Origin of the sequence: Pelomonas parva, assembly GCF_043555835.1 — a bacterium.
Classification (GTDB): domain Bacteria; phylum Pseudomonadota; class Gammaproteobacteria; order Burkholderiales; family Burkholderiaceae_C; genus Pelomonas; species Pelomonas parva.
This window is the reverse complement of sequence record NZ_JBIGHV010000003.1, coordinates 135,154-149,169: the sequence shown is the minus strand read 5'-3', so window position 1 is coordinate 149,169 and position 14,016 is coordinate 135,154. Positions and strand designations below refer to the sequence as shown.

The 14,016-nt window shown below is 68.2% G+C and carries 16 protein-coding genes; 4 read left to right on the top strand and 12 right to left on the bottom strand.

Translation table 11 applies throughout. The annotated features are described in order from the left end of the window. Positions 1–91: 91 nt before the first annotated feature. The 7 genes from ACG00Y_RS08310 to ACG00Y_RS08280 are packed head-to-tail and all read right to left on the bottom strand — an operon-like array spanning position 92 to position 6,364. Positions 92–850, bottom strand: a complete 759-nt coding sequence (locus tag ACG00Y_RS08310) for an SDR family NAD(P)-dependent oxidoreductase (protein ID WP_394477742.1) — start codon at positions 848–850, stop codon at positions 92–94. Further along, complete coding sequence (locus tag ACG00Y_RS08305) at positions 847–1,368, bottom strand: DUF3833 domain-containing protein (protein ID WP_394477740.1); 522 nt, start codon at positions 1,366–1,368, stop codon at positions 847–849. The genes ACG00Y_RS08310 and ACG00Y_RS08305 overlap by 4 nt, the downstream gene beginning before the upstream one ends. Next, positions 1,365–2,600, bottom strand: a complete 1,236-nt coding sequence (locus ACG00Y_RS08300; RefSeq protein ID WP_394477738.1) for an MFS transporter — start codon at positions 2,598–2,600, stop codon at positions 1,365–1,367. The genes ACG00Y_RS08305 and ACG00Y_RS08300 overlap by 4 nt, the downstream gene beginning before the upstream one ends. Further along, positions 2,587–3,102: a chalcone isomerase family protein gene (locus tag ACG00Y_RS08295; RefSeq protein ID WP_394477736.1), complete on the bottom strand. Its 516-nt coding sequence runs from the start codon at positions 3,100–3,102 to the stop codon at positions 2,587–2,589. Before ACG00Y_RS08295 ends, ACG00Y_RS08300 begins: the two co-directional genes overlap by 14 nt. 3 nt (positions 3,103–3,105) lie before the next feature. Next, positions 3,106–4,314, bottom strand: a complete 1,209-nt coding sequence (locus ACG00Y_RS08290; RefSeq protein ID WP_394477735.1) for a class I SAM-dependent methyltransferase — start codon at positions 4,312–4,314, stop codon at positions 3,106–3,108. Between the two features lie 5 nt (positions 4,315–4,319). Beyond that, a complete protein-coding gene (locus ACG00Y_RS08285; RefSeq protein WP_394477733.1) occupies positions 4,320–5,066 on the bottom strand; it encodes a DUF1365 domain-containing protein in 747 nt (248 codons plus the stop codon). After that, complete coding sequence (locus ACG00Y_RS08280) at positions 5,063–6,364, bottom strand: NAD(P)/FAD-dependent oxidoreductase (RefSeq protein ID WP_394478593.1); 1,302 nt, start codon at positions 6,362–6,364, stop codon at positions 5,063–5,065. The genes ACG00Y_RS08285 and ACG00Y_RS08280 overlap by 4 nt, the downstream gene beginning before the upstream one ends. Before the next feature lie 534 nt (positions 6,365–6,898). Here ACG00Y_RS08280 and ACG00Y_RS08275 point away from each other — a divergent pair. Beyond that, positions 6,899–7,870: a MerR family transcriptional regulator gene (locus ACG00Y_RS08275; RefSeq protein ID WP_394477732.1), complete on the top strand. Its 972-nt coding sequence runs from the start codon at positions 6,899–6,901 to the stop codon at positions 7,868–7,870. 13 nt (positions 7,871–7,883) lie between these two features. Continuing rightward, positions 7,884–8,744 (top strand): ferritin family protein, encoded by an 861-nt coding sequence (locus ACG00Y_RS08270; RefSeq protein ID WP_394477730.1) that lies wholly within the window; start codon positions 7,884–7,886, stop codon positions 8,742–8,744. Here ACG00Y_RS08270 and ACG00Y_RS08265 read toward each other — a convergent pair whose 3' ends face one another. Genes ACG00Y_RS08265 through ACG00Y_RS08255 form a run of 3 tightly spaced genes read right to left on the bottom strand, consistent with a single transcriptional unit; the run spans position 8,745 to position 10,847 of the window. Then, on the bottom strand, positions 8,745–9,617 hold the full coding sequence (locus tag ACG00Y_RS08265) for a hypothetical protein (RefSeq protein ID WP_394477728.1): 873 nt from the start codon (positions 9,615–9,617) through the stop codon (positions 8,745–8,747). Positions 9,618–9,627: 10 nt separating this feature from the next. Next, positions 9,628–10,497 (bottom strand): ABC transporter ATP-binding protein, encoded by an 870-nt coding sequence (locus ACG00Y_RS08260; protein WP_394477726.1) that lies wholly within the window; start codon positions 10,495–10,497, stop codon positions 9,628–9,630. After that, the gene (locus ACG00Y_RS08255) at positions 10,494–10,847 is read right to left on the bottom strand and encodes a GntR family transcriptional regulator (protein WP_394477725.1); all 354 of its coding nucleotides are present in this window, start codon (positions 10,845–10,847) and stop codon (positions 10,494–10,496) included. Before ACG00Y_RS08255 ends, ACG00Y_RS08260 begins: the two co-directional genes overlap by 4 nt. Before the next feature lie 326 nt (positions 10,848–11,173). Here ACG00Y_RS08255 and ACG00Y_RS08250 point away from each other — a divergent pair, with 326 nt between their 5' ends. Next, entirely contained in the window at positions 11,174–11,719 is a 546-nt protein-coding gene (locus tag ACG00Y_RS08250) for an EF-Tu C-terminal domain-related protein (RefSeq protein ID WP_394477723.1), read from the top strand. Positions 11,720–11,921: 202 nt separating this feature from the next. Here ACG00Y_RS08250 and ACG00Y_RS08245 read toward each other — a convergent pair whose 3' ends face one another. Further along, positions 11,922–12,461 (bottom strand): RNA 2'-phosphotransferase, encoded by a 540-nt coding sequence (locus ACG00Y_RS08245; protein WP_394477721.1) that lies wholly within the window; start codon positions 12,459–12,461, stop codon positions 11,922–11,924. A gap of 5 nt (positions 12,462–12,466) precedes the next feature. Next, on the bottom strand, positions 12,467–13,360 hold the full coding sequence (locus ACG00Y_RS08240; protein ID WP_394477719.1) for a LysR family transcriptional regulator: 894 nt from the start codon (positions 13,358–13,360) through the stop codon (positions 12,467–12,469). Positions 13,361–13,463: 103 nt separating this feature from the next. On the opposite strand from ACG00Y_RS08240, the gene ACG00Y_RS08235 reads away from it, so the two are divergent. Beyond that, a complete protein-coding gene (locus tag ACG00Y_RS08235; RefSeq protein ID WP_394477718.1) occupies positions 13,464–13,982 on the top strand; it encodes a hypothetical protein in 519 nt (172 codons plus the stop codon). Positions 13,983–14,016 lie beyond the last annotated feature (34 nt).

Genomic DNA, 14,016 nt, shown 5'->3' with positions numbered 1-14,016 from the left:
TCCTCGTGGGCAGGAGCCCACTTCGTCGGCGCGCCTTGCCAGCCCCCCGCCGCGCCAGCCCTTCGGGCGCGCCCAACTGCCGGATCTAGGTTCATCGGTTCGCCTTGCCGGCGAGCTTGAAGTAGGCGCCATCGCCGAGCAGGCGCAGCAGCTTCATCAGGCGCGTGAAACGCTTGGGGAAGTGGATCTCGAACTCGCCCGCCGCCCAGCCGGCCAGCATCGCCTTCGCGGCCTGTTCGGGGCTGATCTCGGCCGGCATCTTGAAGTCGTTCTGCGCCGTCATTGGCGTCGTCACGAAGCCGGGGTGGATGACGGACACGCCCACGCCGCGCGGATGCAGGTCGAGGTAGAGCGCCTCGGCCAGATGTGTCAGCGCGGCCTTGGCCGGCCCGTAGGCCAGCGCCTTGGGCAGGCCGCGGTAGCCCGCCACGCTGGACACCAGGCTCAGGTGGCCTTGGCCGGATGTGAGCAGCAGCGGCAGCAGCGCGTCGAGCAAGTTGAGCGCGCCGATGTAGTTGATGTCGAGGTGGCGGCGCGCCTCGGCGAGGTCGAAGCTGGTCGCGCCCATGGGCCGGTAGTAGCCGGCGCAGTACACGCACAGGTCGATGGAGCCGATGGCGGCGACCGCCGCCTGCAGGGCCGGGCCGTCCATCACATCCAGCGCCAGCGCGTGGCTGCCCGGGTGGGTGGCGACGAACTCGTTCAGCAGCCCCGCCTGCCGTGCCGAAACGACGACATGCGCGCCGGCCGCGTGCAGCGCGCTGGCCGTCGCGCGGCCGATGCCGGTGGAGGCGCCGACCAGCCAGACGGTCTTGCCCTTCCAGTCGCGCAGCTGCGGGTTGAGGCTCATGGTTTGTAGAACGACAAGGTCACATCGCCAAGGTGGAAGCCGAACTTGCTCATGCGCGCCTTGTTCAGCATGACCTTGCCGTCCATCAGGTACATCCAGTCGTCGAACTGCACGTCGTAGGTCGTGCCGTCTACCGGCAGGCGCAGCGTGTAGCTCCAGCGCAGCGCGTTCCCGCGCGCCTCGCCGGCCGCCTCGCCGACGACATCGGCCGCCGTGCCCTTGTACCGCCCATTGCCCAGGGACGTGATGGTCCAGACGCGGCGCTCCGTCTTGCCGTCGCTGTAGATGAAGTCTTCCTCCAGCGTGCCGACATCGCCCTGCCAGCGGCCCAGCAACTGCACGACGAAGCGGCGCTGCACCTTGCCGGCGCGGTCGGTGAAGAGGCCGTGCGCCGTCATCGGCCCGTTGAAATAGGTCTTCAGGTCCAGCACCGGCTTCTCGGCGGCGTAGTCCTCGGGTACGGGTGCGCTGGCGCAGCCAGTTAGCACGAGGGTGGCAAGCAGCAGGCGTCGGTTCATGGTGTGGCGATGAAGTGGCGGTACAGCAGCGCGGCGGCGCCGAGCTTGAGGGCGCAGGGCAGCAGGCAATAGGCGATGGTGAGGGCCTGCAGCGCCTGCGGATCGCGCTGGCCGGGCGCATAGCCCAGGGCTTGCAGCAACGGCAGCGCGAGGCCGGCGGCCAGTGCGAGGTTGAGCTTGTTGGCGGCGTTCCACCAGCCGAAGAAGGCGCCCTCGGCGCGGCCGGCCAGGCCGGCCCGCTGGATGACGCCGGTCAGCAGCGCGCCAGGGATGGCGAGGTCGGCGCCCAGCGCGGCGCCGCTGGCGATGCAGACGGCGAGAAAGCCCAGGCGGTCCCCCGCGCCGAGCGCGGCTGCCCAGGCGAAGGCCGCGACGGCGAGCGCCATGCCCAGCGCCCAGGCGCGCGGCTGGCCCAGGCGGGCGATGACGCGCAGCCAGACAGGCAGCGACGCGACGGCGGCGACGAAATAGCTGGCGAGGAACAGGCCTTGCGACTCGGGCAGGCGCAGCCGGTCGTCGATGAAGAAGAGCAGCAGCGTGGCCGGCACGGCGGCGGCGATGCCGTTGAGCAGGAACACCGTGAGCAGGCGGCGGAACTCGGGCACGCGCCAGGCCAGGGCCAGCGGTGCGGGCGCGTCGTCGCTGGTCTGCGGCCGTGGCGCGGCGCTCAACAGCGCCAGGCCCACGGCCAGCGCAACCGCCAGCACGAGGGCCGTGATGCCGAAGCCGAACAGGGATGGCAGCAGGCTGGCGCTGACGACGCCCACGAGCGCAAAACCCTCGCGCCAGGCTACCACGCGGGTCTGCCTCGCCGGGCTGCCGCCCAGACGGGCGCCCCAGGCCTGGTGCAGCACGGTCAGCCAGCTGTAGGCGAGGTAGGTCAGCACCAGGCCGCCGCCGGCCCAGGCCAGCAGCGCGGTGGGTTCGCGCAGCGGCGGGAAGAACAGGCCGGTGAAGCCCAGCACCAGCAGCAGTGCGGCAGCGGGCAGCTGCCAGGCCAGTGCGCGACGGCCCAGCGCGCGGTCGCAGAGGCGGCCTATCCAGGGGTCGACGACGGCGTCCAGCGCGCGGGCCGCCAGCAGCAGCAGGCCCAGGCTGGCCAGCGGCAGGCCGAAGCGGGTCGCGTAGTGGGCCGGCAGATGCACATAGAGCGGCAGCGCGACGAAGGCCAGGGCCAGGCCCAGCGCGCCGTAGCTCAGCCCGTCGCGAGAAGCTAACTCAGGGCTTGCCATCGCCGGCCAGCAGCTGTTCGCGCAGCGCCGGCTCCGAGGTCTGCGGGCTGAGCCAGATGCCGAAGAAGAGCCGCGCGAACTGCGCGTCGGACACGCGCCGGCGCGGCTGGCCGTTGATGAAGAACTGCGCTGCCGTGCCCGGATCGAAGCGGCCGCTGATGCGGTCACCGGCCTTCACGTCGGGGAAGGCGGCCTGCATCTCGGCGAGCCAGGTTTGCGCCTGCGCGTCTGCAACGCTGGCCTGGCGGCGCATCTCCTTCAGCGAGCGCTTGGCGATCTCTGCGCCGTCCAGGTTGCGCGCGTATTCGATCTCCAGCGTCAGCGGCTGCTCCTGCCAGTTCGCGGCCGTGACGGGCGCGGCCGACCACAGGCGGATGTCGTAGACATGCAGGCCGAAGAAGCGAAAGCGGGCCTCGCCGCGCTTGGTCAGCCCGGACAGCTCTGCCGCTGCGTGAGCGCCGCCGGGCAGGGCCAGGGCGAGCAGGAGGGCGCGTCTTTGCATGGCCTAGTCGCGCACCAGCGTGAACTGCATGACGTCGGTGTTGCCGGCCGCGAACGCCGCCTCGCAGTAGGCCAGGTAGAACTCCCACAGGCGCATGAAGCGACCGTCGAAGCCCAGCTCGCGCACCGGGCCCTCGTGGCGCAGGAAGGCCTCGCGCCAGCGGCGCAGCGTCTCGGCATAGTCGGCGCCGAAAGCGAGTTCATTGACGACACGAAGCCCGGCCTTCTCGGCGTGCGCGCGGAACTGGCTGGGGCTGGGCAGCAGGCCGCCAGGGAAGATGTATTGCTGGATGAAGTCGGTCGAGCGGACGTAGCGCTCGAACAGGTCGTCGCGGATGGTGATGCTCTGGATGCAGGCGCGGCCGCCGGGCTTGAGCTTGGCGGCCACGGTGCGGAAGTAGCCGTCCCAGTACTCGCGGCCGACAGCCTCGAACATCTCGATGGAGACGACGGCGTCGAAGGGCTCGTCGGCGATGTCGCGGTAATCCTGCAGCCGCAGGTCGGCGCTCAGGCCGGCGGTCTGCAGGCGCTGCTGCGCCCAGGCGAGCTGCTCGGTCGACAGCGTGACGCCGGTCAGCTTGGCGTCGAAGTCGCGCGCGGCCACCTCGGCCACGGCGCCCCAGCCGCAGCCGATCTCCAGCACACGGCTGCCGGTTGTGACGCCGGCCTCCGCCAGCGCGCGCCGCATCTTGGCCTGCTGGGCGGCGTCGAGCGAGCCCTCCGGCGCGCCGGCGAACCAGGCGCTGGAGTAGTTCATCGTCGGGTCCAGCCACAGCTTGTAGAACGCGTTGCCGAGGTCGTAGTGGGCGTGGATGTTTTTGCGGCTGCCTTGCCGCGTGTTGCGGTTGAGCAGGTGGCGAGCGCGGTGCAGCAGGCCGCCCCAGAAGCCGCCGTAGACCAGCGACTCCAGCGCGGTGCGGTTGCGCACCAGCAGTTCCAGCAGCGCACGCAGGTCGGGGCTGGTCCACTGGCCGTCGACAAAGCTCTCGGCAAAGCCGACATCGCCCGAGGCGAGCGCGGCGGCGCAGACCTGCCAGTCGACGATGCGGATGGCCGCGCGCGGTTCGCGGCCGTTGCCGAAGTGCAGCATCTCGCCCTGCGGCGTCTGCAGGTCGAGGCTGCCGTGCTGCAGATGGTTCAGCAGCGCAAGGACGCGGCGGGCGTGGCGCGGCAGCGAGGCCGCAAAGGTGGGGGCGGAGGTCGTTGTCGTCATGGCGGTCAGCGCGTCACAAAGCGCTCTGGCGGCTGGGGTTTGGAGAAGAAGGGCACGCGCTTGAAGATCAGCTTCAGCGCCTGCCAGTGGATGCGCGCGACGACCATCAGCGTCAGCGCCGGCATGGCGAAGAACGCGGCGCGGGCGCTGCGCGTGGTGAGCGGTTGCAAGTGGCCGCTGACGCTGGTGTGCAGCAGCGCGCCCTGGGCGTCGTCGTGGTCGACACGGGCGACGATGCGGCCGTCCGCACGCATGAAGCGAAAGCGGTAGTGGCCCTCGACGCGGCAGAACGGCGAGACGTGGAAGACCTTGGCCGCCTGCTGCTCGCGGCCCCAGGCCAGCTCGGGGCCGCGCAGCAGGTAGCAGTGGCGCTCGCCGAAGGTGTTGTTGACCTCGACGACGACGGCCGCCAGCGAACCGTCCGCGCGCTCGCAGAACCAGAAGCTGACCGGCTTGAACACATGGCCCAGCACGCGCGGGTAGGTCTGCAGCCAGACCTCGCCGTTAGCGTCGGCGATGCCTTCAGCCACGAGCAGCGCCTCCAGCCAGGCCAGGGCATCCGTGCCGCCGTCGCCGTGGTCGGCGTCGTGGAAGCTCAGCCAGCCCCGGCCGTTGCGGTTCAACGGTGCCGAAGGCTCGTGGCGCAACGCGCGCATCGGCAGCCACAGGAAATAGCTGGGATAGGCGAAGGCGTTTTCGCGCGGCCGCAGGCGGCGGTGCCGCACTTCGCCGAGGCCGAGCCATGCGGTCATGACAGAACCTTCTCGATGACGCCCTGCGCCGCCGTCAGGCCCGACAGCAGGCCATCTTCGTGGAAGCCATAACGCGTCCATGCGCCGGCAAACCAGACGCCGCCCGAGCCCTGTATGTCCGCCAGCCGGGCCTGGGCGCGCACGGCGCCATCGTCGAAGACTGGGTGCGCGTAGTGGTAACGGCCGATGACGCTCGCCGGGTCGGGCTCACGCAGCGGGTTCAGCGACACGACGACCGGCTGCTCCCAGGGCAGCGGCTGCAGCTGGTTCAGCAGGTAGTGCAGGCAGACGGCGCCCGCCTCATGGCCGCTCTCGTAGTTCCAAGCGGCCCAGGCGGCGCGGCGGCGCGGCAGCAGGCGCGCGTCGGTGTGCAGCACCGCTGTGTTGGGCTGGTAGCGGATGGCACTCAGCACCTGGTGTTCGGCATCCGTGGGCAGGTCGAGCAGGGCCAGGCCCTGGTCGCTGTGGCCGGCCAGGATGACGGCATCGAAATGCTCGCGGCCGCGCGGGCTCTGCACGACCACATCGCCGCCCGCAACCGGCCGGTAGACGGCCTGCACCGGCGTGCCCAGCCGCACCTGGTGGATGGCCGGCAGCATGGCCTCGACGTAGTGCCGCGCGCCGCCGGTGACCGTCCACCATTGCGGCCGGTCGTTGACCTGCAGCAGGCCGTGGTTGTGGCAGAAGCGGATCAGCGTGCGGATGGGGAACTGCAGCATCTGCGCCGTCGGGCAGGACCAGATGCACGCCACCATCGGCAGCAGATACCAGTCCCGGAAGCCGCGGCCGAAGCGGTGGCGATCCAGGAACTCGCCGATCGGCTCGGCCAGCGCACCCTCCTCACCGCTGGCCGCCAGCGCCGTGCACAGGCGGTTGAAGCGCAGCAGGTCGGCCAGCATCCTCCAGAACGCCGGCCGCAGCAGATTGCGGCGCTGCGCGAACACGGTGGACAGGCTGCTGCCGCTCCACTCGATGTCGTTGCCCGGCACCTGGGCAGAGAAGCTCATGTCGCTCCTGGCGGTGGCGACGCCGAGTTGGGCGAAGAGCTGGATCAGCAGCGGGTAGGTGCGCTCGTTGAAGACGAGGAAGCCGGTGTCCACGCCATGGGTGATGCCGTCCAGCGTCACGTCGACCGTGTTGGTGTGGCCGCCGGCATGGTTGCCGGCCTCGAACAGCGTGACGTGGGCGCGGTCACTCAGCGCCCAGGCGGCCGACAGGCCCGAGATGCCGGCGCCGACGACGGCGATGCGCTTGGCCGCCTGGTCGCCCGGGGCGCGCGGGTGGCCGCGCCCGCGCAGCAGCCCCAGCAGCTCGGGCGACGCGTGGCCGCCCGGCAAAAACGAAGGGCCCGCGTCATCGACACGGGCCCTGTTTGTAAAAGCGGCCGCAGAACGCCTCGAAGCCAACGAGGGAGGGAGGGAGGAGGAGGAGAACGGCTTCGAGCTTGCTGCTCTGGTCTCAGAGAGTTTCAGCGGCCGAAATGGCGTGGGGGTGTGCGGCTCCTCCGTGCGAGCGTTGCTCGGGTTTTGGCTGCCGGTGTAGCTTGAGCGCTGCCCGGATGCATGAAGTTCTGCGTCGCTGTCCCAGGTTCGGGTGACGATTGTTGTCGTCATGGTTGGTTGTCCAACAAAGCATTCCCGCGCAAGGCGCGCTTTACAAATAGTGCTGCCCGCGCCCACCCGGGAGACTGCAGTACAGGCAAAATGTTCATGTTTTGTCCACTACAAAACGGCGTCGATGTGGCTATATTAGGTCAAGAAGCAAAGTTTGTCTTATGTTTGTCCAGGACAGTTTGATGTGTGGATGCTTGAAGCCCTTCTTAAGGGCAGGCCGTGGCTGACACCACGGAATACGCCGGCAGCGGCGCTGCGGATGCGCTCGCGCCGGCGGGCAGCGTCGGTATCTCGGCCGTCGAGCGCGACACGGGCATCAACAAGGAGACGCTGCGCGTGTGGGAGCGCCGCTACGGCTTCCCCGCGCCCTGGCGCGACGCCGCTGGCGAGCGCCTGTACCCACCGGAGCAGGTGCACCGGCTCCACCTCGTCAAGCGACTGCTGGACGCTGGGCATCGGCCTGGGCGCATCGTGGCGACCTCTGTGGACGAACTCGCGGCGCTGCTGCAGCCCGCAGCCGCCACCGGCCTGGCCGGCGTCGCGGCCGAGGCGCCGGAGATCGCTGCCTGCGTGGCGCTGCTGCAGGGGCATGACATCGACGGCCTGCGCCGTGCGCTGTCGCAGGTGGTGCTGCGGCGGGGCCTGGCCGGCGGCATCGGCGAGGTCTTCGCGCCGCTGACGACGCGCATCGGCGAGCTGTGGATGGCCGGCGCGCTGCAGGTCTTCGAGGAGCACATCTACAGCGAGTCGCTGCAGCTGGTGCTGCGCCAGGCCATCCACGCGTTGCCGGCGGCGCAGGGCGACGGCCCGCGCGTGCTGCTGACCACGCTGCCCGGCGAAAGCCATGCGCTGGGCCTGCTGATGGCAGAGGCCTTGCTGAGCCTGGAGGGGGCGAGCTGCCTGTCCCTGGGCGTGCAGACGCCGCCCGCGCAGGTGCCCGGCGCCGTGGCTGCGCACCGGGCGGATGTCGTCGCGCTGAGCTTCAGCAGCCAGTTGCCCAACCGCGCGGTGATCGACGGGCTGACCGAGCTGCGCGCCCTGGTGCAGCCGGGCATAGAGATCTGGGCCGGCGGCAGCAGCCGGGCACTGCGTTTGCCGGGGCTGCCGGAGGGCGTGCGCTGGCTGGATGGCCTTGCGGCAATCGCACCGGAAATGACACGCTGGCGCGAACTTTTAGAATCACGCCTCTAAACGAGGACCCGACATGCTTTACCCGGAACTGTTCAAGCAACTCGAAGCCGTGCGCTGGAACATGGACAGCGACATTCCTTGGGACAAGTTCGACGCCAGCCTGCTGTCGGACGAACAGGCCCAGACCATCAAGATGAACGCCATCACGGAGTGGGCGGCGCTGCCGGCCACCGAGATGTTCCTGCGCGACAACCGTGGGGACAGCGACTTCTCGGCCTTCATGAGCGTCTGGTTCTTCGAGGAGCAGAAGCACAGCTTGGTGCTGATGGAGTATCTGCGGCGCTTCCGCCCCGACCTCGTGCCCACCGAGGCCGAGCTGCACGAGGTGCGCTTCGACTTCGACCCCGCGCCGGCGCTGGAGACGCTGATGCTGCATTTCTGCGGCGAGATCCGCCTGAACCACTGGTACCGCCGCGCGGCCGAGTGGCACAGCGAGCCGGTCATCAAGGCCATCTACGAGACCCTGTCGCGCGACGAGGCCCGCCATGGCGGCGCCTACCTGCGCTACATGAAGCGCGCCATGGTCAAGTTCGGCGACGAGGCGCGCGCCGCTTTCGCCAAGGTCGGTGTGCTGATGGCCAGCGCCCGCCGCACGGCGCAGGCGCTGCACCCCACCAACCTGCACGTCAACGCCAGCCTGTTCCCGCGCGACACCATCCAGAGCCGCCTGCCCGACCCCGCGTGGCTGGAGCACTGGCTGGACAAGCAGATCCAGTTCGACAGCGTGTGGGAGAACAAGGTCGTCGAGCGCATCCTGCACAACATGAGCCTGCTGATGGACCGCAGCTTCGCCAGCGTCCAGGAGCTGAACCGCTTCCGCAAGGAAATGGCGGCGCGCATCGCGCCGCCAGCGGGGTCGACCTCGGCCGCCTGATCAGCCGCCGCGGGCGCGCTTCGCCACCACCAGCGCGAAGCCCGCTGCGGCAACTGCCGTCCAGCCCAGGAACTGCAGCGACGCCAGCTCGGCCAGCGCTCCGCCGAAGTCCCGCAGCGCCCAGGTGGCAAGGTTGTCGCCCGACTGCAGGGTTTCGACCAGGCGGACGTTGTGATGGACCAGCGTCTTGCCGATCTGCTGGGCCAGCGATTCCAGCGCCTGTGCTGGCCAGCCGATGTCGTAGACCTTCTTCAGCAGCACCACCGCCACGCTGCCGCCCACCAGGACCAGCGGCACGCCCAGGCGCTTGAGCCAGGCCGATGCGGCCATCAGCGTGGCGATGACCGGCAGCAGCCACAGCAAAGCGAGCAGCGAACCCGCGACGACGCGCAGCAGCACGGGCAGGCCGGCGATGACCACCTCCCCCCAATGCACCGACATCGCACCGTCCAGGCCGGTCTGCTTGGCGATGATGGCCGCCGCCAGCGGCACGCCCAGCACCGCGCCGGCCAGCAGCCCGCCCAGCGGCGCCAGCCAGCCATGCGCCAGCACCGTCGCGGCCACGCTCTCGCTGGGTCGTCCGGGCAGCGACAGCCAGAACTCGATGGACCGGTCCTGCGTGTCGCGCCGGGTCAGGCCCGGCAGCTGGAACATGCCGAACAGCAGGCAGATGCCATAGACCGTCATGGTCGAGATGCCGACGATGCCCAGCGCCGTCAGGCTCAGATGCTCTGTGGGCAGGCCCTGTACCGTCGCTTTCGGGATCAGCAGCAGCGCCAGGAACAGCAGCGGCGGGGTCAAGGCGGCGATCAGCCAGCCGCGCTTGTGCTGCATCCATTCACGCTGCAGCAGGGTGGGGATATGGGTGTTCATCATGTGTCCTTCAGGCCTGCTTGTTGTTGAGCGCCGGGTTGCGGGTCAGCGCCACGAAGAGGTCGACCAGGCTGGGCCGCACGCGCTGGCCCAGGCTGGCGACATGCTCGGGCGGCGCGCCGTCGAACAGCGAGGTCGTGCGGCCCTGCTCGCGGTAGCGCAGCAGCGGGTGGGCGGCGGCCATCGCGTCGGCGGCGGCCGGGTCGTGGTTCAGCGCCACGAAGCGGCGGTCGATGTCCTCCAGGCTGATCGACAGCGCCACGCGGCCCTCGTCCAGCATGATCACGTCGCTCAGCAGCGCCTCGACCTCCTCGACCTGGTGCGTCGAGATCAGCACGCTGCGCTCGCCGTCGCACCACTCGTCGATGAGCATCTCGTAGAAGCTCTTGCGCGACACCACGTCCAGGCCCAGCGTCGGCTCGTCCAGGATCATCAGCTTGGCGTCGATGGCGGCGATCAGCGCCAGGTGGGTCTGCGCCACCATGCCCTTGGACAGGCTCTTCACCTTGTCGCCCTCGCTCACACTCGTGCGCTTGAGCAGCGCCCGGGCGCGCTCCGCCGAGAACTTGGGTTGCAGCTGGCTCATCAGGGTGATCAGCTCATGCACCTTGGCCCAGCGCGGCAGCACGGCCACGTCGGGGATGTAGCTCAGCTCGGTCAGCAACTGCTGGCGGTTCTTGGTCGGCTCGTGGCCCAGCACGCGCATCTCGCCCTGCACCGACAGCAGGCCCACCAGCGCCTTCATCAGCGAGGTCTTGCCGGCGCCGTTGTGGCCCAGCAGGCCCACGACGCGACCCTTGGGCACGGTGATGGAGACGTCGTTCAGCGCGGTCTTCTTGCCGTAGCGCAGCGAGACGTTTTTCACTTCTATGAGGTTCATGTCGACTCCCAGTTCAGATCCTTGGCGGTCAGCCCCAGCCGCTTGAGCTTGGCGCGCAGCGCGGGCCAGTCCTTCTGCAAGAACTGTTCGCGCTCCTGTTTCAGCAGCCGGTTGCGCGCCCCCATCGTGACGAACATGCCGAGGCCGCGGCGCGTCTCGATGAGGCCGTGGTCGCTGAGCGCCTGCAGCGCCCGCGTCACGGTCAAGGGGTTGATGACATAGGTGCTCGCCAGTTGGCGAACCGAGGGCAGGGCCTCGCCTTCCGGGGGGCTGCCGTCCAGCAGTTGCACGGCCAGTCGGTCGGCAAGCTGCTGGTAGATCGGTGCCTGGTCAGTCCAGGTGGGCGTCATGTGCGCTCCGGGGTGTGTTGCTGATGTAGCACACCATATCTCCGGGGCGGGGGCGGGCCCAAGCGGGGGGCGACGGACTGCAGATTTGGGGGGATGGGCTGTACGTGAGCCCGTTTGCGCCCCGCCGGGTGTGTCGGTTTGCGCTTAACTTGGAACTGTTTGCGCTTAACTCTGGACTCGACCCCGCTGGCTCGCGTGCACATGTGATCCGCCTCAGCCGCCTGTGCGTCGCCGCAGTCTCGGGTGCGGTCGTAGGAAGAATCCCTAGCGGTGGATTGACGTAGTGCAAGGGTGCCGTACTGAGTGGGCGGATCTCATCGACCCAAGTGGAGACGGACACCATCGCGGGCCGCGGCACCGTCATCAGCGGCCGTGTTGAGCGCGGCGTGATCCGCGTGGGCGACTCTCTGGAGATCGTCGGCCTCAGCCCGTCCGGCGACGACCCTGTCGTTGTCACAGGCGTGCAGTCCTTCCACAAGGACGTGGCCGAGGGTCGTGCTGGCATGAACGTGGGACTGCTGCTGCGTGGTGTCAAGCGCGATGACGCCGTGCGCGGCCAGGTCGTCGTGAAGCCCGGCGCGCTGAAGCCCTACCGCACGGGGCGTGCACAGATCTTCGTTCTCAGCAAGGATGAAGGTGGCCGCCACACCTCGTTCGGCTCCGGCTACCAGCCGCAGTTCTTCTTCGGCCCGACCGACGTGACCGGCGTCATCAGCGTCGACACCGAAGCCGGCGTTGTCGAGCCCGGTGCGCAGGCTCTGATCAGCTTCGAGCTGAACAAGCCCGTGGCAATCGAGAACGGCATGCGGTTCGCCATGCGTGAAGGCGGCAAGACCGTCGGCGCTGGCATCGTGACTGAAGTGCTCGGCTGAAAGGCTGAGCCTTCCCCGCCCCTGTTGCTTGCTTGTCAGGCAACGGGGGCATTCTCATTCCCGCCGGAGCTGTGAGCAGCTTCGCCAAAGGTCGTGTTCGGCTACACCCATGTGGGGTAAGGCGTCGGCCTCATTCGGCGCGCCCACGGCAGGCCATATCAGGAGGCGCCACGGCCCTTCGGCGGAGCGACGCGTGAATTTCCTAGGGCAAGTGAATGAACCGACTTGGAACCGCGTCCGCAAGCCAAAACGTGTAGTTCGCCTTGTAGAAAACAATTCCTTCGGCGTGCGCCAGCGCCGCATCAACGCGCAGCAAGCAGGGTGCGCCGTGCCTGCCTCCGACGGACAGCGCTAACTGGCTGTCCGTTGTCAGATGGACGTACTGGCGCCTCATGGGCAGCAAACCGCAGTCTCGGATTTCAGCCAGGGCATCATGGCTTGTGCCATGAAAGAGTTTGGTCGGAGGTTCGGCTGGACTGAGTGCGATGCGGTCGGCCACGGAATGCCCATAGTTCGCTCGCACGGCGTCGCCTTCAATCGAATACCGCTGCTTTCGTGGCTCCACTTGGGCCACCACCTCCCTGACGATGTCTGGCGTGACATCAGGGACTGTCAACCGGAGTGCGTCGACCACGTCGTCCAGTAAGACATAGCCCTCGGGGTCGAGCCTCAGGCCGGCCTGCTCGGGCGCGTGGCGAAGCAGGTACGCCATCTGCTTGCTGACCCGCTTCAGCAACTTCATGTCGGTCACACAGAGGCCTTCCATGCATTGCCGCTATCTTGCAGAGAAACGCGCAGCCGTTCCGCAGGTGTCGACTTCAAGAGGCCGCGCAGGTGGAAGCAGTGATATCGCAGCGTCGGCAGTTCCGGTATCGGTATCGCCACGACACCGGGTGGCATGCTGCAGCAGGCGTTGACAACGGCCGAGCCGGCACCCATCGCGACAAAGCTCAGCATCAACTCCCACCCGTTGGCCTCCAACGCAACCTCCCAGAGCACCTCTGCCGACTGCAGCAGGGCGGCCAGCATCTCCCGATGTGGCCGGCCACGAGGCGGTACGACGAGCCGCTCACCGGCCAAGTCCTTCAGCCTGAGGCGTGATCGCCGGGCAAGGCGATGTCCTTCTGGTACCGCCAGGACCTGACCGACGGTCGTGAGAACGATCGATTGAAGTTGCTCCGGCACGATGTCCAGCGGCGCGACGCCCAGTTGAGCCTTGCCTCCCAGTACCGCAGCCAGCGCCTCATCGCGATTCAACGTTAGCAAGCGAAGCGGCGCCGATGCGTCCTTCTGGAAATGCGTGATGCCTGCCTTCAGCAGGTAGAGATAAGCACCTTCGCCGGCCGCCAGCGTCACCGGACGCTCTGCCATCCCATGCAGCTGGGCCAGTAGCTCACTCGTTCCTTCACGCAATTGACGGCCGTACCTTGCCACCAATTCGCCGTGCTCCGTCAGCTCCAGAGCGCGTCCGACACGGCGGTAGAGCGGCCGGTCGAGCCGTTCGCTCAGCTTGCGCACCTTGACGTGGAGGGCTGGCTGAGAAATGTGGAGGCCTCGAGCAGCCTCGCTGAAGTTCAGCGAATCGGCAAAGGTCGCGAACGCCAGCACGGCGTCGAGATCAAGGTTTGAAGGCTGGGTCATCTATATCTCAGGACTATAGCCAATATGAACTCAGTAGTTCTCGGATAGCTATGGCGTTCCTAGCATTGCCTCCCATCAATCACATAGACCTCAGGGAGTCATCATGAAAAATCTTGGTATCGACATCGGGCGCGTTCTCATCGCGCCAGACGCGCCCGACGGGCGTGCAGACACTTCCTTCATCGGAGGAACGCTCGCAGACGCGCTAGCAACACCGCCCTACAAGGGGATGTTCGACTTCGTGCCTGGTCTCGTTCAACAGTTTGGGGGGCGGGTTTGGCTGGTCTCGAAGGCGGGGCCGCGAGTCCAGGAGAAGACTCGACATTGGCTGCGGCACCACCGCTTCTTCGAGCGCACGGGCATTCCGCCGGACAACCTGCGCTTTTGCTTGGAGCGGTCTCAGAAGGCGGGGCACTGTGCCGCCTTGGGCATCACGCATTTCATCGATGACCGTGGCGATGTCCTCGACCACCTCGATGGCGTGGTTCCGCACCGATTCCTGTTCGGTCCTCAGCGGAAGCCTCAGGTTCCGCGCGGCGTCGTGCCGGTCATCGACTGGCCAGCCGCGGCGGATGCTGTCATCGTCACGCTCGGGAAAGAGCTGGCAGCTCCGCTCAGTTGAGGCGACGCGGGTCAGCACGGCACCGCACGTGGGC

Bases quoted from the DNA above. Each gene is read 5' to 3' on its own strand.
- ACG00Y_RS08310 (WP_394477742.1), bottom strand. From the start codon at position 850: ATGAGCCTCAACCCGCAGCTGCGCGACTGGAAGGGCAAGACCGTCTGG.
- ACG00Y_RS08305 (WP_394477740.1), bottom strand. From the start codon at position 1,368: ATGAACCGACGCCTGCTGCTTGCCACCCTCGTGCTAACTGGCTGCGCC.
- ACG00Y_RS08300 (WP_394477738.1), bottom strand. From the start codon at position 2,600: ATGGCAAGCCCTGAGTTAGCTTCTCGCGACGGGCTGAGCTACGGCGCG.
- ACG00Y_RS08295 (WP_394477736.1), bottom strand. From the start codon at position 3,102: ATGCAAAGACGCGCCCTCCTGCTCGCCCTGGCCCTGCCCGGCGGCGCT.
- ACG00Y_RS08290 (WP_394477735.1), bottom strand. From the start codon at position 4,314: ATGACGACAACGACCTCCGCCCCCACCTTTGCGGCCTCGCTGCCGCGC.
- ACG00Y_RS08285 (WP_394477733.1), bottom strand. From the start codon at position 5,066: ATGACCGCATGGCTCGGCCTCGGCGAAGTGCGGCACCGCCGCCTGCGG.
- ACG00Y_RS08270 (WP_394477730.1), top strand. From the start codon at position 7,884: ATGCTTTACCCGGAACTGTTCAAGCAACTCGAAGCCGTGCGCTGGAAC.
- ACG00Y_RS08265 (WP_394477728.1), bottom strand. From the start codon at position 9,617: ATGAACACCCATATCCCCACCCTGCTGCAGCGTGAATGGATGCAGCAC.
- ACG00Y_RS08260 (WP_394477726.1), bottom strand. From the start codon at position 10,497: ATGAACCTCATAGAAGTGAAAAACGTCTCGCTGCGCTACGGCAAGAAG.
- ACG00Y_RS08255 (WP_394477725.1), bottom strand. From the start codon at position 10,847: ATGACGCCCACCTGGACTGACCAGGCACCGATCTACCAGCAGCTTGCC.
- ACG00Y_RS08245 (WP_394477721.1), bottom strand. From the start codon at position 12,461: ATGAAGTTGCTGAAGCGGGTCAGCAAGCAGATGGCGTACCTGCTTCGC.
- ACG00Y_RS08240 (WP_394477719.1), bottom strand. From the start codon at position 13,360: ATGACCCAGCCTTCAAACCTTGATCTCGACGCCGTGCTGGCGTTCGCG.
- ACG00Y_RS08235 (WP_394477718.1), top strand. From the start codon at position 13,464: ATGAAAAATCTTGGTATCGACATCGGGCGCGTTCTCATCGCGCCAGAC.